This is a genomic window from Pandoraea horticolens (assembly GCF_902459555.1).
Lineage (GTDB): Bacteria > Pseudomonadota > Gammaproteobacteria > Burkholderiales > Burkholderiaceae > Pandoraea > Pandoraea horticolens.
Map to the genome: position 1 here is coordinate 518669 of NZ_CABPSM010000002.1, position 20869 is coordinate 539537.

Annotated in this window: 16 protein-coding genes and 2 tRNA genes; 7 read left to right on the forward strand and 11 right to left on the reverse strand. The window is 62.5% G+C overall.

The window, feature by feature from the left end:
- Nucleotides 1-19: 19 nt before the first annotated feature.
- The 6 genes from PHO31112_RS06265 to PHO31112_RS06290 all read right to left on the reverse strand — a co-directional run bounded on the left by PHO31112_RS06265 (nucleotide 20) and on the right by PHO31112_RS06290 (nucleotide 5296).
- Nucleotides 20-871 carry an ABC transporter ATP-binding protein gene (locus tag PHO31112_RS06265; protein ID WP_150619689.1) on the reverse strand — a complete coding sequence of 284 codons (852 nt, stop codon included), beginning with the start codon at nucleotides 869-871 and terminating at the stop codon, nucleotides 20-22.
- Complete coding sequence (locus PHO31112_RS06270) at nucleotides 868-2007, reverse strand: acyl-CoA dehydrogenase family protein (RefSeq protein ID WP_150619690.1); 1140 nt, start codon at nucleotides 2005-2007, stop codon at nucleotides 868-870. The genes PHO31112_RS06265 and PHO31112_RS06270 overlap by 4 nt, the downstream gene beginning before the upstream one ends.
- Nucleotides 2004-2570, reverse strand: a complete 567-nt coding sequence (locus tag PHO31112_RS06275) for a carboxymuconolactone decarboxylase family protein (RefSeq protein WP_150619691.1) — start codon at nucleotides 2568-2570, stop codon at nucleotides 2004-2006. The genes PHO31112_RS06270 and PHO31112_RS06275 overlap by 4 nt, the downstream gene beginning before the upstream one ends.
- Nucleotides 2571-2746: 176 nt before the next feature.
- Entirely contained in the window at nucleotides 2747-3790 is a 1044-nt protein-coding gene (locus PHO31112_RS06280; RefSeq protein ID WP_150619692.1) for an AraC family transcriptional regulator, read from the reverse strand.
- Between the two features lie 369 nt (nucleotides 3791-4159).
- Nucleotides 4160-4244: transfer RNA gene (locus PHO31112_RS06285), tRNA-Leu, on the reverse strand.
- A gap of 137 nt (nucleotides 4245-4381) precedes the next feature.
- Nucleotides 4382-5296 (reverse strand): LysR family transcriptional regulator, encoded by a 915-nt coding sequence (locus tag PHO31112_RS06290; protein WP_150619693.1) that lies wholly within the window; start codon nucleotides 5294-5296, stop codon nucleotides 4382-4384.
- Between the two features lie 232 nt (nucleotides 5297-5528).
- On the opposite strand from PHO31112_RS06290, the gene PHO31112_RS06295 reads away from it, so the two are divergent.
- The gene (locus tag PHO31112_RS06295) at nucleotides 5529-5726 is read left to right on the forward strand and encodes a hypothetical protein (RefSeq protein WP_150619694.1); all 198 of its coding nucleotides are present in this window, start codon (nucleotides 5529-5531) and stop codon (nucleotides 5724-5726) included.
- A gap of 63 nt (nucleotides 5727-5789) precedes the next feature.
- On the opposite strand, the gene PHO31112_RS06300 is transcribed toward PHO31112_RS06295, so the two are convergent.
- The gene (locus PHO31112_RS06300) at nucleotides 5790-6398 is read right to left on the reverse strand and encodes a short chain dehydrogenase (RefSeq protein WP_150619695.1); all 609 of its coding nucleotides are present in this window, start codon (nucleotides 6396-6398) and stop codon (nucleotides 5790-5792) included.
- Between the two features lie 97 nt (nucleotides 6399-6495).
- Between PHO31112_RS06300 and PHO31112_RS06305 the strand changes: the two genes are divergently transcribed.
- Nucleotides 6496-7380 (forward strand): LysR family transcriptional regulator, encoded by an 885-nt coding sequence (locus PHO31112_RS06305; RefSeq protein ID WP_150619696.1) that lies wholly within the window; start codon nucleotides 6496-6498, stop codon nucleotides 7378-7380.
- Nucleotides 7381-7602: 222 nt separating this feature from the next.
- Here PHO31112_RS06305 and PHO31112_RS06310 read toward each other — a convergent pair.
- A tRNA-Leu gene (locus tag PHO31112_RS06310) sits at nucleotides 7603-7687 on the reverse strand.
- A gap of 280 nt (nucleotides 7688-7967) precedes the next feature.
- Between PHO31112_RS06310 and rnr the strand changes: the two genes are divergently transcribed.
- Together rnr and rlmB are read left to right on the forward strand one after the other, a co-directional pair.
- Nucleotides 7968-10520, forward strand: coding sequence for a ribonuclease R (gene rnr / locus PHO31112_RS06315; RefSeq protein WP_150619697.1), 2553 nt, complete (start codon nucleotides 7968-7970; stop codon nucleotides 10518-10520).
- A gap of 216 nt (nucleotides 10521-10736) precedes the next feature.
- Nucleotides 10737-11510 (forward strand): 23S rRNA (guanosine(2251)-2'-O)-methyltransferase RlmB, encoded by a 774-nt coding sequence (gene rlmB, locus PHO31112_RS06320; RefSeq protein WP_150619698.1) that lies wholly within the window; start codon nucleotides 10737-10739, stop codon nucleotides 11508-11510.
- A gap of 48 nt (nucleotides 11511-11558) precedes the next feature.
- Here the strand turns inward: rlmB and tal are convergent, their stop codons facing one another.
- Nucleotides 11559-12509 (reverse strand): transaldolase, encoded by a 951-nt coding sequence (gene tal / locus PHO31112_RS06325; protein WP_150619699.1) that lies wholly within the window; start codon nucleotides 12507-12509, stop codon nucleotides 11559-11561.
- Nucleotides 12510-12636: 127 nt separating this feature from the next.
- On the opposite strand from tal, the gene rpiA reads away from it, so the two are divergent.
- A complete protein-coding gene (gene rpiA, locus PHO31112_RS06330) occupies nucleotides 12637-13329 on the forward strand; it encodes a ribose-5-phosphate isomerase RpiA (protein ID WP_150619700.1) in 693 nt (230 codons plus the stop codon).
- Between the two features lie 15 nt (nucleotides 13330-13344).
- Nucleotides 13345-14415, forward strand: a complete 1071-nt coding sequence (locus PHO31112_RS06335; protein ID WP_150619701.1) for a zinc ribbon domain-containing protein — start codon at nucleotides 13345-13347, stop codon at nucleotides 14413-14415.
- A 194-nt stretch (nucleotides 14416-14609) separates the two neighbouring features.
- On the opposite strand, the gene PHO31112_RS06340 is transcribed toward PHO31112_RS06335, so the two are convergent.
- Nucleotides 14610-14885: an oxidative damage protection protein gene (locus PHO31112_RS06340; protein WP_010804639.1), complete on the reverse strand. Its 276-nt coding sequence runs from the start codon at nucleotides 14883-14885 to the stop codon at nucleotides 14610-14612.
- 189 nt (nucleotides 14886-15074) lie between these two features.
- Nucleotides 15075-16424 carry an amino-acid N-acetyltransferase gene (gene argA / locus PHO31112_RS06345; RefSeq protein ID WP_150619702.1) on the reverse strand — a complete coding sequence of 450 codons (1350 nt, stop codon included), beginning with the start codon at nucleotides 16422-16424 and terminating at the stop codon, nucleotides 15075-15077.
- A gap of 44 nt (nucleotides 16425-16468) precedes the next feature.
- Here argA and hrpA point away from each other — a divergent pair, with 44 nt between their 5' ends.
- A complete protein-coding gene (hrpA, locus tag PHO31112_RS06350; RefSeq protein ID WP_150619703.1) occupies nucleotides 16469-20653 on the forward strand; it encodes an ATP-dependent RNA helicase HrpA in 4185 nt (1394 codons plus the stop codon).
- Nucleotides 20654-20869: the final 216 nt, after the last annotated feature.

Genomic DNA, 20869 nt, shown 5'->3' on the forward strand with positions numbered 1-20869 from the left:
GTAGGTAGGACGGTGTGGTCTATTGTGTTTGACGCGTCGTCGCATCGCGGGACATGGCGTGCTGCAACGCTTGCAGTATTTCGATGCGCAATGTGCCCAACGCTTGCACTTGCGCTTCACGCGGCAATGGCAGGTCTACTCGCCATTGCGCCAGCGTGCGGCCCTGATTGCCGAGCAGCACGATGCGATCGGAGACGAGCAACGCTTCGTCGATATCGTGTGTCACGAGGACGGTTGCGGCGCCAGTGTCCCGAACGACGGTGACAAGCAGGCGCTGCATGTCGGCGCGTGTCACTTCGTCGAGGGCGCCGAATGGCTCATCGAGCAGCAGCGCACGGGGTTGACGTGCGAGACAACGGGCAAGCGCGACGCGCTGCGCCATGCCACCGGAGAGCTGACGGGGGTGCAGTTGATGGGCATGCGAAAGTCCCACTTCGGCCAGTGCGGCATCGATTCGCGCGCGTCGCGTTTCGCGCGAGAGTACCGGCTGTCGCGCGAAGGTCAGCCCGAAGGCGACGTTGCGCTCAACGGACAACCAAGGCAGCAGGCATGGGTCTTGAAACGCCAACGCTACGTCAGGCCGAGGGCCGGACAGCGGCGAGCCATCCACCTCGACCGTGCCGTCGCTCGGGGAGAGCAGGCCTGCGGCGATGCGCAGCAGTGTCGACTTGCCGGAGCCGCTGGGCCCGAGGACGGAAACGAGTTCGCCGGGGGCGACAGAAAGGTCGACGCCTCGCAGGATTGCCCGGTCACCGTACGACAGACCGATGCTGCGCAGTGTCAGAAAGGACGGCGCGCGCGAGTCATCCTCGCGCGCGGTGGCGATGAACGTGTCGGTATGCGCGCGTTGCGTCGCCGTGGGTTGGGTCATGAAGCCGTTCCGGTCTTGAGTTGTTGCGCGCGTTGCGCCGCGAGTTGGTTCTTCAGTTGCACGAGGCTGGGTGTGACGATGGGAACAAAGGCGGCCTCGCGCTGACGTCGTGCCACGCCCGACAAGCCGCGCAGATACCCGTGTCCGCCGCCCGTTTGGACTTCGAGCGTAGCGGCGCCATGGACGACGTTCGCGAGGGCAATCCGCAGTTCGAACAGACGCGCAGGTGTCTCGACGAACTCGCCTTGCGCGACCCCTGTCTTCAGGCGAGCCTTGAGTGTATCAAGCTGCTCTGACAGCACGGTGACTTCATCGGCCACGGCGGCACGGGCGCTCGGTCCAGCGTCGTTGGTGCCCGCGAGACTTCGTCGTGCGAGGCCCAGCGACATGCCACATTGCAGCCCGAGGAATGCCGGACGCACGCGCACGAGCCACGCCGGCGCGTTGTCGGTGATGCGTTCGTCGTCGGTGAGCAGCGTGTCTGTCATTCGCAACGCCGCCGTATTGGTGCCGCGCAAGCCGATCAGATCCAGATCGTCGCTGCGTGTAACACCCGGCGCGTCGTGCGCGATGGCGAAGATCGACGGCGGTCCACCCGCTTCGTGATCTGCTGCCGCCGCGGCGACGAATCCCTGCTTGCGCAGGTTAGTGATCCACGGCAGCGCGCCTGTCACGCGCCATGCCGGTTTGCCAACCGACTCATGCTCACCCGGCGCCTGCGTCGCGCGGATTTGCAGTGGTTCGATGGCGGAGAGGAATTTCATGGCGTTCGATAATCCCGTCGCGCCCGCGAGTTCGCCTGAAAGCAGGGTAGGCAGGAGACGCTCGCGCAGCCCCTGATTCGGGCTTTGCAACAGATATTCGATGAACGTGCGTTGTCCCCACAGGACGAAGGCTGCCGCAAAGGAATGCTCCGCAACGTCGGCGACACTGTCGATCGCGTCGCCAATCGTGCCGCCAGCCCCATTCAGCTCGGCCGGCACGCCAATGCGCAGCAGGCCCGCCGTAGCCAGTTGCGGTAAGACTTCGCCGCAGAGTGTGGCATCCGTGTCGAGCGTTTCGGCGTGGGCGTCGAGCCAGGCCGCGAGCGCGGGGGCGCGTGCGGCGAGTCCGCGCAGACTGGCGTGTGTGCTCATGCGGCTTGTTCCTTAGGCTCCCAGCGGTATGCCGCCAGTTGTGGATTCAGTTCGTTTTGAGAAAGATTGTTCGCGAAGTTGCATAGGGTAGCCAATGACACGCCGAGAACCACCTCGAGTGCTGCGGCGTCGTCGAAGCCGGCCGACTTGAAATCGGTGAATTCCGCGTCCGACACGGCGCCACGCGTAGCAATCACGGCGCGCGTGAATACGGCTACGGCGTCGAGCTTGGCGTCAGACAGTCTGCGTTGGTCGCGAATGTCATTGACGAGGGCCTCGGGCAATTGCGCCTTCTTCAGGGCAACGGCAGTGTGGCCTGCGACGCAGAAGCCGCAGCCATGAATGCCGGCCGCCGTGATCTGCACGACTTCGCGCTCGGCGAGCGTCAGGCTGGCGCGGCCGTTGATTGCGCCCACGCTCAGGTAGGTTTCGAGCGCCGTCGGGGCGTTGGCGAGCGATGCCACCAGATTCGGCAGGAATCCGTTTGCCGCTAGCGATTTTTCCAGAAACGGACGGCTCGCCTCCGGGGCGGTCTCAAGGGTATGCAATGGCAGTCGGCTCATATCGGGCTCCTTACAGTCGAGCCTCCATTGTGCGCAGGCGCGGCCAAATGCTCAATGCGCGCGTGTCTGGAAATTCTGCGGATTTGTCTCGGTGTGCCACGGAGATGTCTCAGTGCATGCCGTGCCGCTGCCGCAAGGGGGCGGCACGGCATCGGCAGACGAGTCAGGCTCGCGGGTCAGTGCAGTGCGTAGGGAGCGGCAGGCGTGAGGGCCGAGTGTGTCGGAGCGGCGTCTGGCGCGGCGCCGCGGGTGGCCTGACGTCGCCATGCGCCCGGCTGGATTCCCGTTACCCGTTTGAAGGCCTGCGCAAAGGCCGATTCCGATTGGTACCCGACGTGTTCCGCAGCTTCGGGCAACGAGACGCCCTCGCGAAGCAATGCGGCCGCAGTCTTCATTCGAACCAACGTGACGAATTGTGCGGGCGGTTGGCCGCCAATCTCGGCGAACTGCTTGCAAAAGCGCGCCCGCGACATGTGGACGAACTCGGCCATCGCATCCGTCGTCCAGCGTTCGCCCGGCGACTCGATGATCGCTGCAGCCAAGCGCCCGAAGGCGTCGCGCCGCATCAAACGCCACATACCCGGTGCAACGTCTTCAGCATGGACGGCTTCACGTAATGCGTAGTAGAAGAGGAGGTCGGTCAGGCGCGCCAGCAGCGGCGACGGCGTCTCACTGGGGCGGCGCGCCTCCGCCTGAATCAGCGAGAAGATCTGCGTCATCCCCTCAAGACGCCCGCTGGCGCGACGCGCCACGATCGGGTTCGGCAACATGCCGAGTACCAACGCGTCGAGGTCGGTACGGAATTCGAAAAAACCGCAGGCCAGGGAGACGGACGACGGGGCTGTTGCGTGAGGGCGTGGCTGTGTTGGCAGCGGTGTCATCTCGCCGGCGCGTGCCGACAGGTCCGCAGGAGGTGCCGCGTTCGGCGACAGGCAGTGCGGTACGTCGGATAGCAGGAAGACAGCATCGCCCGCGCTGAGCGGGATCGTTCGTGCCGTCTGCCCACCCTCGGCACCTATGTGCAAATAGCATCCGCCTTCCAATAGCACATGGAAACTTGCCCGCTGATGACCTGCCGTCGACGCCTGATAAACGCCGCAATACTCTCCCACGTGAAAGAGCGTGCTCTTCAACTCAAGCCCGGCCAACAACCAATCGGCAACCCGATCCGGATGTCCTGAGTTCTCTTCGGAAAAGCCCTGTTGGCTCTCTCGCCGCATTCTCGTGCCCTGCGTCTCGTCCCGCATCGCTACCCACCCGTATATGCCAATCCCTCAGCAAAACGACCATCCTCCCCATGCACATAACGTTGGGCAACTATTTTTTCGTTGGATGCTTATTACGAGGGCGGAGTGCGGCGGCGGTGGGGGGATGGAAACCGAACCTTCGATAAGGCCCAGATCAGCGGTGGCGCCAGCCCCCTTACGGCACCTGCGGTACCGAGAGGACTCGGTCACGTTCCGCGACCCCGGCATCGCTTGCAAGCGATGCCTTTCGAGTCCCCACGCAATGTGCGCAGGCACATTGCTTTCTGGGCAGATATGAAAAAAGCCGACGATCTTTCGATCATCGGCTTTTCTTGAATTTTTTGGTGCCCAGAAGAGGACTCGAACCTCCACGGTGTTACCCGCTAGTACCTGAAACTAGTGCGTCTACCAATTCCGCCATCTGGGCCCCGTCAGCTCGCTTACTGCTTGCTCGCTGCGAAGAAACAAGATTATGCCGAGAGGGAAGTGGACTGTCAACAGGTTTGCGCCAGAATTTAAAAAATCTTTCATGCGCCCACACAATCCCACAACCCCCTCAATTCACTATGCCGCTCGCCCCATATGCTCCAACCGAATCATATCGATCAAGTGACGCAATCCCGGTAACGTCTGACGCCGGCTCGGGTAATACATCGACAACGGCGGTCCGTCCACCGCCCAATCCATCAGTACCGCCTCCAACGTGCCATTGGACAATTCCGCCGACACGTTGCGCTCCAACACATAACCCAACCCCAAACCACCCACCGCCGCAGCGATCACGCCATCGCTCTCGTTAATGCTCAGCGCACCCGGTACATCCAATTCCAGCGCCGTCGACCCGTGACCCAATTCCCACTTGTACAACGTGTTGTCCCCCAACCGCATCCGGATGCAATTGTGCGACATCAAATCCTGTGGCACTCTCGGCCGTCCATGCCTCGCGAAGTAGGCTGGCGCCCCCACCACGATCCACTTCAGCGCAGGCGTCAACGGCGTCGCAATCATGTCGCCCGGCACCGTGTCGCCATAACGCATCCCTGCGTCAAAGCCTTCCGCCACAATATCCAGCATCCGGTCATCCACCGTGACATCGAGTTCAATGTCTGGATACGACGCCACGAATCGGGGGAGGATCGGGTCGAGCAGCAAGCGCGCCGCATCGCGCGGTACGTTCAGGCGCAATCGCCCGGCAGGTGATGCGCGATAACGATCCAGCGCGCCAATCGCCGATGCAATCTGCTCAAGGCCCTGTTCCAATTCCTTCGCCAACGCCGCGCCCGCCGCCGTCGGCGACACAGACCGGCTCGTGCGGTTCAGCAATTTCACGCCCAGGCGCGCTTCCAGATTGCGCATCGCGTGACTCAGGGCCGAGGTCGTCACGCCCAACTCGGTGGCGGCCTCCCGGAAGCTCTGCCGGCGGCAGATCGTGACAAAAACATTCAAATCGGCAAGCTCGCCGCGAGTGAAAGCAGGCATGAAATTCCCAGCAAGTATCAAGCAACAAAATCCAGAAACACCCGACAAGCCCAACGTATTACGCATCTGTTGAGCATTATTCATTTTTTTGTGAGGCAAATTTTACCGGCTTCCTTTCGATTCTGTAGCGGCGCCATGCGCGACGTGACGGAAACGCTACACATTCTCAGTATCGGTAAACCGGCGAGCCGTATCGTGCTTGGTGCCCGGGCCATTGGCCGGGCGATGGGGAATGGGGGACGGTTCGGACGATGCCGAATCCACTGCCACGATTCGTCACGCCGCCGCGCGCAGCATCAACCTGATCGATACCGTGCTGGTCTATGGGGTGTTCACTCGGAAGGGGGAGGGGGGGCGTGCGCTGGAAGGGTTGCGTGAGATTGGCAGGATCCGTGCAATCGGCGTGAGCAACTTTTGCAACATCCTATAGGTGACTGTTTGGGGCGATTCCGTGGGAATCGCCCCATCTTTTTGTCATTCAATGGACGGCTAATCAAGCGTCCACGAAAATCACCTGTCCAGTAATGAAGCTGTCGACCGATCGTTCGAATGCCTTGCCAACCAACGCACCCGGCACCGGCTGATAGCCCGGCATCATCTCACCATACATTTCCCACGCTTCCTCGATCACCGTCGGGTTGACCGCGTTGATCCGAATACCGCGCGGCAATTCAAATGCAACGCATTTTACGAACGTGTCGATCGCGCCGCTCGTGGTCGCATCGGCAATGGCCAGCGGCATGGGTTTGATGTTGAGAATGCCGGAGATCAGCGTGAAAGAACCACCGTTCTCGATGTGATCGAGACCGACTTTCACCACGTTCATCTGACCGACCAGCTTGCTCTGAATCGTGGCTTGCCACTGATCGTCCGTCATGGATTCGAACGGGGCGTATTCGCAATGGCCCGCGGCGCTGATAACAGCGTCGAATTTACCCACGGCTTTGTACAGTGCTGCGATCGATGTCTTGTCGGTGATGTCGACTTGATAGTCGCATCCTTTGCCGGAACGGCTGGCTGTGATCACTTTGTGCTTGCCAAGGCCCTTTATGGCCGCTTTGCCGATGTTGCCGCTGGCACCGATGACGATGATGGTTTTCATTGCGCTTACCTCTGTTCATGAATAAGAGAGACCATCTTAGAAATCGGGCGGTGCGGTGTAAATCATCTGCCGGTTGTATGCGTTACAAGGATTTGTTGTGGATAAAATCGATTTAAAACACATGCGCATCTTTCTGCAATTGGTGCGCGAGAGAAGCGCATCGAGAGTGGCGCATGATGCCGGGATTTCACAACAAGCCGTCAGCGGGTATTTGAGGCGGCTTCGCGACGCCTTTCCTCATGAGATATTTCTGCGGCATAGCAGTGGGCTCGAGCCGACGGATTTCGCACTCGGTGTCGCGCGGAAGTTCGAGCAGATCGTCGCGGACGTGGATGATGTTTTTCAGGCGGAGGCGTTTGATCCGCGTTCGCTGAATCGCTGGGTTACCGTTATCGCCAATGAATATGCTCAATTGTCGATTGTCCCGAAGCTTCTCGCGAAAGTTCGGCAACTCGCGCCGGATTTGAAAGTGCGGATTGTGGATTTTGACCGGCGCTCGCACGCCGAACGGCTTGCCGAAGGCGATGTTGAATTGGCGATCGGATTTTCAGCGTTTGTCGACGATTCGCTCCCGCGCATCTCGCTGATCGATGAACACTATTGCTGTGTCGCGGGCGAGAGATCCGAGATTGCGCAGGCAGTTCGGCGTCCGGTGGATCTGGCAGGGTTCGCTTATGTCGATTTCGCGGACAGTACCAGCTATTCGGGGGACGCTGTCGAGAGGTTTCTGGCCGCGAATGACGTGCCCCTGCGTACGCCCGTCGCCACGCTCGCCTGCTACACGTCGCTGCGCCCCTTCCTCGAACACAACGATGTCGTTGCCTTCGTTCCCTCTGCCATCGCCTCCGCCTGTCAATTCAAACGCATTGAATTCGAGGTGAAACCCGATCCCTTTTCCGTCGTCGCCGCATGGCATCGGCGTACCTCAGGAAGCGCGCTGGGGCAGTGGCTTCGGGATCTGGTCAGGGCATGTGTGGGGTAGCCTCTTCAACGCCGAACCTTCGATAAGGCCCGGATCAGCGGTGGCGCCAGCCCCCTTGCGGCACCTGCGGTACCGAGAGGACTCGGTCACGTTCCGCGACCCCGGCATCGCTTGCAAGCGATGCCTTTCGAGTCCCCACGCAATGTGCGCAGGCACATTGCTTTCTGGGCAGATATGAAAAAAGCCGACGATCTTTCGATCATCGGCTTTTTGGGAATTTTTTGGTGCCCAGAAGAGGACTCGAACCTCCACGGTGTTACCCGCTAGTACCTGAAACTAGTGCGTCTACCAATTCCGCCATCTGGGCCCCGTCAGCTCGCTTACTGCTTGCTCGCCGCGAAGAAGTGAGATTATGCGTATACCGTGCGGCGATGTCAACACTTCTGGCGGAAAAAATTTCATTTCCCTCGTGCACTCCCAGCCTCACGCTCAAATTCCGCACAGGTAGAAGTTTTCGCGAGGTTTGCCGTATGATTGTCCCTGACCGTGCGACGCCGCTATCCGCGCTACGCACAACCACCACGGACCGTCGGGCGCATGGTGCGCCACTCGGCCGGACTCAACCGGCACAGTAACGCTACCGACCTTTGAGCAAATATCCCTATCCGATCCCGAGCCGCGAAGAAATCCTCGGTGTCCTGCGCACCGCCGACTCCGCGCTGTCTGCCAACGATATCGCCGAAGCCCTGGCCATCAAAAAGCAGGAACGCGAGGGCTTCTTCAAGCGCCTCGCCGCGATGGAACGCGATGACCAGATTCGCCTCGACCGCCGCGGCTACTATCAACTGACTCACCCTTCGAACTTCATCGCCGGCCGTGTCATCGGCCATCGCGACGGCTATGGCTTCGCCGTGCGCGATGATGACGGCGATGACCTCTTCCTCCCCAACGAGGAGATGAAGAAGGTCATGCACAACGATCGCGTCCTCCTGCGCATCGCCGGCTACGATCGCCGCGGCCGCCCGGAAGGTCACATCGTCGAAGTGGTCAGCCGTGCCAACACGCACGTCATCGGCCGCCTCCTTAACGAGAGCGGCGTGATGGTTGTCGCCCCCGAAGACAAACGCATCGGCCACGACATCCTCATCCCGCCCCGCGCCCAAGGCAAAGCCAAGGTCGGGCAGGTCGTCTCCGTCGAACTTACCGATTACCCCAGCCGCTACAGCCAACCCATCGGCCGCGTCTCGGAAGTTCTCGGCGATATCGACGACCCCGGCATGGAAATCGAGATCGCCGTGCGTAAATACGGCGTTCCCCACCAGTTCTCTGCCGAAGCGCTCGCGGCGGCCGGTGCTCTGCCCGACGACGTTCGCGCCCCCGATCTGCGCCACCGCATCGATCTGCGCGATGTCCCGCTCGTTACCATCGATGGCGAGGACGCTCGCGACTTCGACGACGCCGTCTACTGCGAACCCGCCAAAATCGGCCGCGCCAACGGCTTCCGCCTGATCGTTGCGATTGCCGACGTCTCGCACTACGTCACCCCCGGTGGCCCGCTCGACGCCGACGCCCTCACGCGGAGCACCTCGGTCTACTTCCCGCGACGCGTCATTCCGATGCTCCCGGAAAAGCTCTCGAACGGCCTGTGCTCGCTCAACCCCGAAGTGGACCGCTGTGTCCTCGTGTGCGACGCCCTCGTTGCCCTTAACGGCGAAGTGAAGGCGTATCAGTTTTACCAGGCCGTCATTCACTCGGCCGCACGTCTGACCTATACGGAAGTCGCCGCCGTTCTCGGCAACACCAAGGGTGCCGAAGCTCAACGCCGCGCCGCACTGCTGCCGCACCTGCAAAACCTGTATGACCTGTACAAGGTGCTGGCCAAAGCCCGCAAGTCGCGCGGCGCCATCGAGTTCGACTCGACCGAGACCTACATCGTCTGTAACGCGCAAGGCAAGATCGAACAGATTCTGCCCCGCACGCGCAACGACGCCCACCGTCTCATCGAGGAATGCATGCTCACGGCCAACGTGTGCGCTGCCGATTTCCTCAAGCGTCACAAACAGGCGGGTCTGTACCGCATTCACGCCGGGCCCTCCGGCGAACGGCTTCAGGTGCTGCGCACGTTCCTCAAAACCCTCGGGCTCTCGCTCGGCGGCGGCGACGAGCCTGCGACGTCCGATTATGCGGAACTGATGACGCAGATCGAATCCCGTCCCGATGCGCCCATGCTTCAGACCATGCTCCTGCGCTCGATGCAGCAGGCGGTCTACAGCCCGGACAACATTGGTCACTTCGGTCTCGCCTATCCGGCCTACACGCACTTCACCAGCCCGATTCGCCGCTACCCGGACCTGCTGACGCACCGCGCCATCAAGGCAATCCTCGTAGGTAAGAAGTACGAGCCGGAGATCCCTGGCGGTGTCGAGCTGACGACCGGTCTTTCGCCGCATGCGCGCAAGTTGCAGAAGGACGACGACGCGGCCAAGGGCAAGAAGCCCGTCAGCGCGAAGAAGCGCGATGTGATCTGGGACGAACTCGGCCTGCATTGCTCCGCGAACGAGCGCCGTGCCGACGAAGCCTCGCGCGATGTCGAAGCCTGGCTCAAGTGCTACTTCATGCGCGACAAGCTGGGCGAAGAGTACGGCGGTACGGTCAGTGCCGTGACGTCGTTCGGCATCTTCGTGCAACTCGACGATCTGTTTATCGAAGGCCTCGTGCACGTCACGGAACTGGGCAGCGATTACTTCCAGTTCGACGAAGTCCGGCACGAACTGCGCGGCGAGCGGACCGGTATTCGCTACCGCCTCACCGACCGCGTTCGCGTGCAAGTGAGCCGCGTGGATCTGGACGCGCGCAAGATCGACTTCCGCCTCGTGCGTGAGCCGAACGCCCGCACGCTCGCCAAGACCTCAGGCCGTGTTGAACGCGGTGGCGCCCCGGTACCGGCACCCGCCGCCGGTACGCCCGGCTTGGCAGGTTCGGCGAGTGCCGGCCCGACCATCCGGCAGTTGCCCAAGGGCGGTGCGCTGCTTAACGGCGTTCAACTGGCGCCGGCAGGAAAGCATCCGGCCAAGCCGAAATCGGCGAAAGTGAAAGACGCGCGTGCCGAGCGCGGTGCGGCGCCACCGATCAAGCGCACGGGGGGCGGTAATGCGCCTGCGAAGCGTCCGGGAGGTCCGGCGAAGAAGCAGCGTCGTTGATTTGCGCCTCGCGTTGCGGTCGATGTCGCGGGTACCGGTGCGCGGCGTGTTGCGCGGTTTACAGTAAGATGGGCGCCTTGTGCCGGTAGCAACCGGCATCTGATGCCAGCGATGGATTGCGGCGGCGGTGGCCCATGCGGGCTCCGCCGCCGTCGTGCTTTGTGCGGCGGCAGTTGCGAACGGCCGCGCGGGCACACGCTATTTTGAGGATGTGAAATGAGTCAATTGAAACTGCTGTTCGGCTTTCACGCCGTGACTGCGCGTCTGCGTCACGATGCGGGCAGCGTCGAAGAAATCTACTACGATCCGAGCCGCCGCGATCGCCGCATGACGGACTTCCTGAAGCATGTGGAGTCGGTCAAGGGCGCACCGGGTGTGACGATCAAGGTCATTCAGGCCGACGGCAAACGTCTCGACGGCATGGCCGGATCGTCGCGCCATCAGGGCGTTGTCGCGCGGGCTCAGGAAGTGTCGCTGGCGCTCAATCTCGACGAACTGCTCGATGGCATTTCCGGGCCGCCGCTGCTGCTGGTGCTCGATAGCGTGACCGATCCGCACAACCTTGGCGCGTGCCTGCGCGTCGCGGACGGGGCCGGGGCGCATGCGGTGATCGCACCGAAGGACCGTGCCGTCGGCCTGAATGCGACTGCCGCCAAGGTTGCCAGCGGCGCGGCCGAGACCGTGCCATACATCACGGTGACCAATCTCGCGCGCACGCTGCGCGAATTGCAGGAGCGTGGCATCTGGGTCGTTGGTACCTCCGACGACGCAACCAACGACATCTACCACACCACGCTCACCGGGCCGATGGCGATTGTCATGGGTGCCGAAGGCGAGGGCATGCGCCGACTGGTGCGCGAGACCTGCGACACGTTGATGAGCATTCCGATGGCTGGCGGCTGCGAAAGCCTGAACGTCTCGGTGGCGAGTGCCCTATGCCTGTATGAAGCGGTGCGCCAGCGCGCAGTGGCAGCCAAGGGCGCGAAGTAGGCGAAGCGATGCCCGGCGTGCGTTCGCCGGGCATGTTCCTGCGTCCGCTTACCGTGCAGCTTCGATCAGACCTTCGAGTTTGACGGCATCGGCGGCAAATGCGCGGATACCTTCTGCGAGCTTTTCGGTGGCCATCGCGTCGTCGTTGAGCGCGAAGCGGAACGACGGTTCGTCCGTTCTCACGCGATCGATGGTTGCGGCACGGGCGTCTTTCGCGTCGAGTTGGCGGCGCACCTCGCCTTCCGTTGTGCGGAGTTGTTCGAGCAGCGCGGTGCTGATCGTCAGCAGGTCGCAGCCCGCGAGTGCCAGAATCTGTCCGGTCGAGCGGAAGCTCGCACCCATGACTTCCGTGTCGTAGCCAAAGTGCTTGTAGTAGCGGTAGATGGTGGCGACCGAGCGCACGCCCGGGTCGTTTTCTCCGGCGTTGTCCGCTTCCACCCAGTTTGCACCTGCCGACTTCTTGTACCAGTCGTAGATCCGGCCGACGAACGGCGAAATCAGTCGCGCACCCGCTTCGGCACAGGCGGCGGCTTGCACCAGCGAGAAGAGCAATGTCATGTTGCAGCGAATCTTGTCGCGCTCGAGGATCTCGGCGGCGCGAATGCCTTCCCAGGTTGATGCAATCTTGATAAGCACGCGATCGCGCTCGATGCCTTGCGCTTCGTACATTGCGATGAGTTTGCGTGCGCGGGCGACCGTGCCTGCGGTGTCGAATGACAGGCGTGCGTCGACTTCCGTCGATACGCGACCGGGCACGATGTCGAGAATTTCGCGTCCGAAGGCAATCAGCAGACGGTCGATGATTTCGTCGGTGGAGTCGGCGCGGTGTTCGCTCACGACGCGCGTGAGAATCGGACGGTAGGCATCCTTCTGGACCGCGCCGAGAATCAGCGAGGGATTGGTGGTGGCGTCCTGGGGCTTGTAGGCGTCCATCGCCTGGAAGTCGCCGGTGTCGGCCACGACGATGGTGTGGCGTTTGAGCTGATCGAGCTGATTCATGAGAGCGCCCCTGCGAGAAATGCACTGCGTGACATGAAGTCCGGGATACGTCCGGGCGACGAAAAAAGGCGCGGCACGCCCGACTCCGGTAAACTTCCGACTTTACCAAACTTTGCCGGAAATCCCCATGACCCAAGACGAACTCAAGCGCCTGGTCGGCCAGGCGGCTGCCGACTATGTGAACAAGCACATGCCCGAGGGCAGTGTGATCGGCGTGGGCACAGGGTCCACGGCCAATTGCTTTATCGACGCGCTCGCTGCTCACAAAAGCCGTTATCGCGGTGCTGTCTCCAGCTCCGAAGCCAGTACCGAGCGTTTGCGCAAGTATGGCATTGAAGTGTTCGACCTCAATCAGATCGAAAGCCTGCCCGTGTACGTCGACGGTGCCGACGAGATCAATACGCTCGGTCATATGATCAAGGGCGGTGGCGGAGCGCTCACGCGCGAGAAGATCGTCGCATCGGTGGCCAAAGAATTCGTCTGCATTGTCGATGCATCGAAAGAAGTAGCCGTGCTTGGCGTTTTCCCGCTGCCGGTCGAAGTGATTCCGATGGCGCAGGCCAGCGTTGCACGCGCACTGGCCGCGCTTGGCGGTAAGCCGCAGGCGCGTGTGCGTGCCGACGGCAGCCCGTATATGACCGACAACGGCTGTGCTATTCTCGACGTCCATGGCTTGCAGATTCTGGACCCGGTGGCGTTCGAGGCGCGAGTCAACCAGATTCCGGGCGTAGTAACGGTCGGCCTTTTCGCGCAACGTGGCGCGGATATCACGTTGATGGGCACACCGGAAGGGGTGCGTACCATCGACTACAAAAACTGATTCTGGGAGGGTAGGATGGCTGGATCTCGTCGTCTTCCCGAAACCTGGTTCCGTCGCGGTCTGTGGTTGATCGCCGTGTTGTTCGCGGCGTTCCTGATTGGTCTTGGCGGGCTCGTTGTCGACAAACTGCCGGGGGTTGCCTCTGCGCCGACGCTCGACTCGTTCGTGGATCGTGCGCAGGCCGGGCGCGCGGACGCTACGATCAAGCAAGCACAGACGCAACTCGAAGACATTGAGAGTGGACTCGAGACGGCGCGTCTGCAACTTAAGGCGCGAAGCACGGCGTATCGCAATGCTCGTGAGTCGTTCGACGATTGGGTGGCCACGCGTATGGCGACGGCGCAGGCCAGTCAGGATGCGGAGCTTGTCTCACGCACGCACGCGCTCGACACTCTGAAAGCGGCTGAACGCGATGCTCAGACGCAGGTTGACACGTTAGAGGCGAAGCAGCTTGAAGCGCAGCGGGCGGTTCAAACGGCTCTGGCGGCGCGTGAGGCGTTGAATGCGGCGGCGGGTAAACGGTTGGTGGTGGTTCAGCGTTCGCGGGAATTGAGGGTCTTCGGCATTCGGCTGGCGTTGACGATACCGTTGTTGGCGGTGGCGGGATGGCTTTTCGTGCGGCAGCGTAGGAGTACGTGGTGGCCGTTCGTGTGGGGCTTCGTCTTCTTTGCGTTGTTCGCGTTCTTTGTGGAGTTGGTGCCGTATCTGCCGGACTACGGTGGCTATGTTCGTTATCTGGTTGGCATTGTGTTGACGGTGTTGATCGGGCGTTACGCCATCGTATCGTTGCAGAGGTATTTGGCGCGGCAGAAGGCGGAAGAGCAGTTGCCGGACGAAGAGCGGCGCAAGACGTTGTCATACGATTTGACGCAGGCACGGCTGGCGAAGTCGGTGTGTCCGGGGTGTGAGCGTCCGGTGAAATTGGACGACGCTGAGCGTGACTTCTGCGTGCATTGTGGCATTTGCTTGTTCGATCGTTGCGGCACCTGTACGACGCGAAAAAATGCGTTTGCGCATTTCTGCCACCACTGCGGTGTGCGGTCGACGGGAACAAGTGTGGAGGGTAGCCAAATAAAGGCGACCTGAGAGACCTCAAGAAAGAGAACAGAAAAAGGGCACACGAAGCGATTCGTGTGCCCTTTTTTGCGGCCCTGTCAGGCGTGGGACGGGGCTGATACGGAGACGGATCGGGGCTCCTTTCTGCAGCGAGTTGGGTTTATGTCTGAGAGGCGAAAAGGGGCCCCGATCCGTCTGGAGGACGGTGTAAAAACGGAGCCCGATTACTCGGAAGGCGGCGGCACATACCCTTGAGCGACGTCGGCACCGTCACCGAAGAAATACTTTTCCGTCTGCTTGACGAGGTACTGACGGGCGCGCGGATCGGCCATATTGAGGCGATTCTCGTTAATCAGCATGGTTTGTTGCTTGAGCCATCCGGCCCAGGCTTCTTTCGAGACGCTCTCCCAGAGGCGTTTGCCGAGTTCGCCGGGCATGGGGGGGAAATCGAGGCCTTCGGCTTCTTTACCGAGCTTGATGCATTGAACCATGCGGGCCATGGGGGAACTCCTTCGTAATCTTGGTATGGCGTGAAAGGGAGGCCGTGCGCTGGCGGTCGTCTACCGGAGGGTTTGACGGGGGCGCGCATCTGGGTGATGCGCCGCGGCCGATGGTTGGATATGGGGGCAGGGAGGCGGGACTCAAGGGATGAAAACCTTGGAAGAAGCGCGCAGCCTGCCGGTCGGTGGTTACAGTTTCTTGATGAGCACGAGTGAGCGGCGTTGCCAGTTGTACAGGCGGCGGCGGTCGGCGGGTAGATCGTCGACACCGGCCTTGACGAAGCCGCGCTTGAGGAACCAGTGTTCGGTGCGGGTGGTGAGTACGAACAGGCGTTCCAGGCCACGGGCGCGGGCGCGTTGCTCGATGTGTTTGAGCAGGCGTTCGCCGTCCCCTGAGCCTTGCGCTTCCGGGTCGACTGTCAGGCAGGCCATCTCGCCGATGCGTTCGGTGGGATAGGGGTAGAGTGCGGCACAGCCGAAGAGGCGTCCATCGTGCTCGATGACTGAGAAGTGATCGATGTCGCGTTCCAGTTGGTGGCGTCCGCGTCGTACCAGTGTGCCGTCCGACTCGAGTGGTTCGATGAGTTGCAGAATACCGCCGACGTCGTCGATGGTTGCTTCGCGCAGGCTTTCCAGGTTCTCGTACGAGATCATGGTGCCCACGCCATCGTGCGAGAAGAGTTCGAGCAGCATGCTGCCGTCGAGGGCGAAGGGCACGATGTGGGCGCGGCCGACGCCTGCGCGGCAGGCGCGCGTGGCGTATTTCAGGTAGAAGGCCGAGTCGCGGTCGAGCGTGCCTTGCGACTGAAGGCGCTGGGCGTCTTCGAGTGTCAGTTCGTGTTGCAGCTCGTTGTATTCGTTCAGAACGCCGGGCGTCTCGGTGATGAAAATCAGCTTGTCGGCGCGCAGCGCGATGGCGGCCGACGACGCGACGTCTTCCATCGTCAGGTTGAACGATTGACCGGTGGGCGAGAAGCCCAGTGGCGAGAGCAGCACGATCTTGCCGTTCGTGAGCGACAGGCGGATCGATTCGGCGTCCACCTTACGTACGACGCCCGTGTGCTGGAAGTCTACGCCGTCGACAATGCCGACCGGGCGCCCGGTGACGAAGTTGCCCGACACGACGCTGATACGCGCGTTGCCCATCGGCGTGTTCGGCAGCCCTTGACTGATCGAAGCCTCGATGTCCAGACGCAGCTCACCCGCCGCTTCCTTCACCGCTTCGAGCGCGGCGGCGTCGGTAATACGCATCTGCTGGGCGAAGTGCGATTCGATATGTCGCAGGCGCATCTGCTCTTCGACCTGGGGTCGTGAGCCGTGCACCAGCACGATGTGCATGCCCATGGCGCACAGCAGCGCAACGTCTTGAATCAGCGAGTCGAGCCCGCCGGCGGCGACAAGCTCGCCACCGAAGGCAACCACGAAGGTCTTGTCACGGAATGCATGGATATAGGGGGCCACCGATCGCAGCCAGTCCACGAACTGGGCTTGGTGGGCGGTCTCGTCGTCTTGCAGGGTGGGGTCAGGTTCGGTCAGCATGGGTGTACGTGCGCAAACATGCGCAGATTATATAATGCGCGCCCATGGCAAGTGATGAACGAAATCGACAATCTCAGCCCCCGAAGCCGAAAGTGACGGCGCCGGGGCATACGCGTGCCGAATCCACGGCCACGGCGTCAACCCAGAAGGCCGCCAAGGGCGCGCCCAAACCCCCACGTGCCGACAACGCTCGTGGCCAGAACCCTGCGGGTGGGCGTCGTCTGACACCCGCTGAGCGCGATGCGCGCGACGCCGAGCGTCTGGCCGTCCGGCAGGCGGCTGCCAACCGCGTTACCGAAATCAACTTCCCCGAAGCGCTGCCGGTCTCCGGCCGTCGCGAGGAGATCGCACGCGCCATCGCCGGCCATCAGGTCGTGATCGTGAGCGGCGAGACCGGCTCGGGCAAGACCACCCAGCTTCCCAAAATATGTCTGGCGCTCGGGCGCGGACTCGGCGCCGGTGGCACCGGCTTGATCGGGCACACCCAGCCGCGCCGCATCGCCGCGTCCGCCACCGCGCGCCGGATCGCCGACGAACTGAACACGCCGCTCGGCGAGATCGTCGGCTTCAAGGTGCGCTTCAACGACACCGTGTCGAACGGCGCGTCCGTCAAATTGATGACAGACGGCATTCTGCTCGCCGAGACGCAGACCGATCCGCTGTTGCGCGCGTACGACACCATCATCATCGACGAGGCGCACGAGCGCAGTCTGAACATCGACTTCTTGCTCGGCTATCTCAAGCAACTGCTGCCGCGGCGCCCGGACCTCAAGGTCATCATCACGTCGGCCACCATCGATGCGGATCGCTTCGCCCGACATTTCGGCACGGGAGAGGGCGACGACCTGCGCCCGGCGCCCGTCATCGAGGTGAGCGGCCGCCTGTATCCCGTGGAAGTGCGCTACCGGCCGATTCAGGACGATGCGCGCATCGCCAACGCCGAAGGGCGTGAGGGCAGCCGCGCCAGCGCCCGTGACCGCGAGCGCGATCTGATGGACGGCATCGTCGATGCCGTTGACGAACTGTGCCGTGAAGGCTCGGGCGACGTGCTCGTGTTCCTGCCCGGCGAGCGCGAAATCCGCGAAGCGGCCGAGGCACTGCGCAAGCACCACCCGCCGCATACCGAAATCCTGCCGCTCTTCGCACGTCTGTCGGCAACCGATCAGGAGCGCGTGTTCAAGCCCTCCAACGCGCGTCGTATCGTGCTCGCCACCAACGTGGCGGAAACGTCGCTTACCGTGCCGGGCATCCGCTACGTGGTCGATGCGGGGACGGCGCGCGTCAAACGCTATTCGTATCGCAACAAAGTCGAGCAACTGCAAATCGAGTCGATTTCGCAGGCGGCCGCCAACCAGCGGGCAGGGCGCTGCGGTCGCGTGGCCGACGGCATTTGCATTCGTCTGTATGACGAGACGGACTTTCAGTCGCGGGCGCGTTTCACCGACCCGGAAATCCTGCGCTCGTCGCTCGCCGCCGTCATTCTGCGCATGCAATCGCTGCGGCTCGCGAAGGTCGAGGAATTCCCGTTCATCGAACCGCCACCCGGCCGTGCCATTGCCGACGGCTATCAACTGCTGAACGAACTGGGCGCCGTCGACGATACCAACCAGCTCACGCCACTTGGGCGCGAACTGGCGCGTCTGCCGCTCGACCCCCGTGTGGGGCGCATGATCCTGGCCGCGCGCGACCACCAGTCGCTGCGCGAAGTCCTCATCATCGCCAGCGCGCTGGCCGTGCAAGACCCGCGCGACCGGCCCATCGAGGCGCAGGACGCCGCCGACAATGCGCATCGCAAGTTCGCCGACGAGAAGTCCGAATTCCTCTCGTGGCTCAAGATCTGGCAGTGGTTCGACGAGGCGATCGCCCATAAGAAGTCGAACCGTCTGCTGGCGCAGGCCTGCCGCGAGAACTTCCTGTCGCAATTGCGCCTGCGCGAATGGCGCGACGTTCACAGCCAGTTGCTTACCGTCGTGCGGGAGCAGGGCTGGCGCATCAACGAATCCGAGGCGACCTACGAACAGTTGCATCTGGCGCTGCTGGCAGGCCTGCTGGGCAACATTGGCTGCAAGGCCGACGACGATCCGTACTTCCTCGGCGCGCACGGTATCAAGTTCCATATCTGGCCGGGCTCATCGCTCGTGAAGAAGGCCGGGCGATGGGTGATGGCCGGAGAACTCGTCGAGACGAGCCGTCTTTACGCGCGGTGCATCGCGCGCATCGAACCGGAATGGATCGAGCGCGTGGGCAAGCATCTCGTGAAGACGTCGCTCTCCGACGCGCATTGGGAGAAGAAGGCCGCGCAAGTCACCGCGTACGAACGTGGCACGCTCTACGGCCTGACCATCTACGCGCGCCGCCGCATGAACTTCGGCCCGCGCGACCCGCGCCGCGCTCGTGAAATCTTCCTGCGCAGCGCGCTCGTGGAAGGCGAATGGGAGACGAAGCTGCCGTTTTTCGCCCACAACCGCAAGCTGATTGCCGATATCGAGCAGCTTGAGCACAAGTCGCGCCGCCAGGACGTGCTCGTCGACGACGAACTGATCTACGCGTTCTACGACGCCAGCGTGCCCGAGGGCCTCTACGACGGCGCGAGCTTCGAACACTGGTATCGCGAGACGGCGAAGGGTACACCGAAGTTGCTGTACCTCGTGCGCGACGATCTGATGCGTCACGAGGCTGCCGGTGTCACGACGGATCTGTTCCCGAAGAAGACGATCATCGCGGGCATCGAGATGGCGCTCACGTACCACTTCGAACCGGGCTCGCCGCGCGACGGCGTGACACTCGCCGTGCCGCTCTACGCCCTCAATCAGGTCGACGCGCGCCGCTGCGAGTGGCTGGTGCCGGGCATGCTCAAGGAAAAGGCGCATTTACTGATGAAGTCGCTGCCGCAGAAACTACGGCGTCACTTCGTCCCGTTGCCGGAGTATGCCGCAGGCTTCCTCGAGCGCGCGACATTCGGGCAGGGAGCGCTGCTCGATGCCCTCATGGCCGACGCTCGCGAGTTGACTGGCGTCATGCTCAAGTCGAGCGACTTCAAGCTCGAAATGCTGCCGGCTCACTTGTCGATGAACTTCAAGGTCATCGACGAGCACGGGCGGCAACTCGGCATGGGGCGCAATCTTGCGCAACTGCGCGCCGAACTCGGCCAGCAGGCGCAGCGCACTTTCCAGCAACTGGCGGCGAAAAGCGGCGCGACGCCGACCGGCGGTGCGGCCGTCGATGCGCAGACGCGTGGTGCGTCGGCCTCGGCCTCGGCAACGTCCGCGGCAGAGCGAGGTACTGGAAAGAGCAATGAAAGGGGGGATGCCAAGGGCGGGGGCAGGGCGGCAACGCAGGCCGCACAGGCGCCTGTGGCGGCCGCTGTCGAACCGGGTCGATACGACAACCTGACGACATGGAGCTTCGGCGAGTTGCCGGAGATGCTCGAAATCCGTCGCGGCGGTCAGACGCTGTTCGGCTACCCGGCGCTGGTCGATCGCGGCGATCACTGCGATCTCGAGGTGTTCGACGATCCGGACGAGGCGCAGCGTCAGCATCGCGCCGGTCTGCGCCGGCTCTTCGCGATCCAGTTGCGCGAGCAGGTGAAGTATCTGGAGAAGAACATTCCGGGCTTGCAGCAGATGGCGATGCAGTACATGAGTCTGGGCACGCAGGAGGAACTGCGCGAGCAGATCGTCGATTTAGCGCTTGAGCGCGCGTGTCTCCAGTTACCGTGGCCGAGCGAGAACGCGTCGTTCGTCGCGCGCAAGGACGAGGGGCGAGGGCGCCTCACGCTGCTGGCGCAGGAGATCGCGCGCCTGGCCGGGCAAATTCTCACCGAGTACGCCGCGTTGCAGAAGAAGCTGGCGCAAGCCAAACCGTTCGCGCAGGCGTATGCGGACATGACGGCGCAATTGCAGCGGCTGATCGGCAAGCGGTTCCTGATCGACACGCCCTACGCGCAACTGGCGCATTTCCCACGCTACCTCAAAGCGATGGCCGGGCGCGTCGACAAGCTCAAGGCCGACCCGGCGCGTGACGCGCGTGCCATGAGCGAACTCGGGCCGCTGCTGCAAAACTGGCAGCGGGCGACGTCGCAACGCCGCGATCACGGCGATGCGAGGCTCGAAGAGTTCCGCTGGCTGCTCGAGGAGCTACGCGTCTCGTTGTTCGCTCAGGAGCTGCGCACGCCCATGCCGGTGTCGGTCAAGCGTCTGCATAAGGTCTGGGAGGCATTGCAACGCTGACATGACCCAGGCATGCGTGTCGCCCGGCGACCGGGGCGAATGCCGCGCAGGTGAGATCGTGGCGTCCGGAGCCCTCCTCGGGACGCCATTCCTGCGGGCAATCCGGCCGCTGGTTTGCGTTACATCAGGAAGTGCTGAAAAAGCGTTTCGCCAGATCAAAATAGGTATGCCGCAGTCGCACTGACGAGGCGTTCCCGGCCTTACAATAGCGAGACT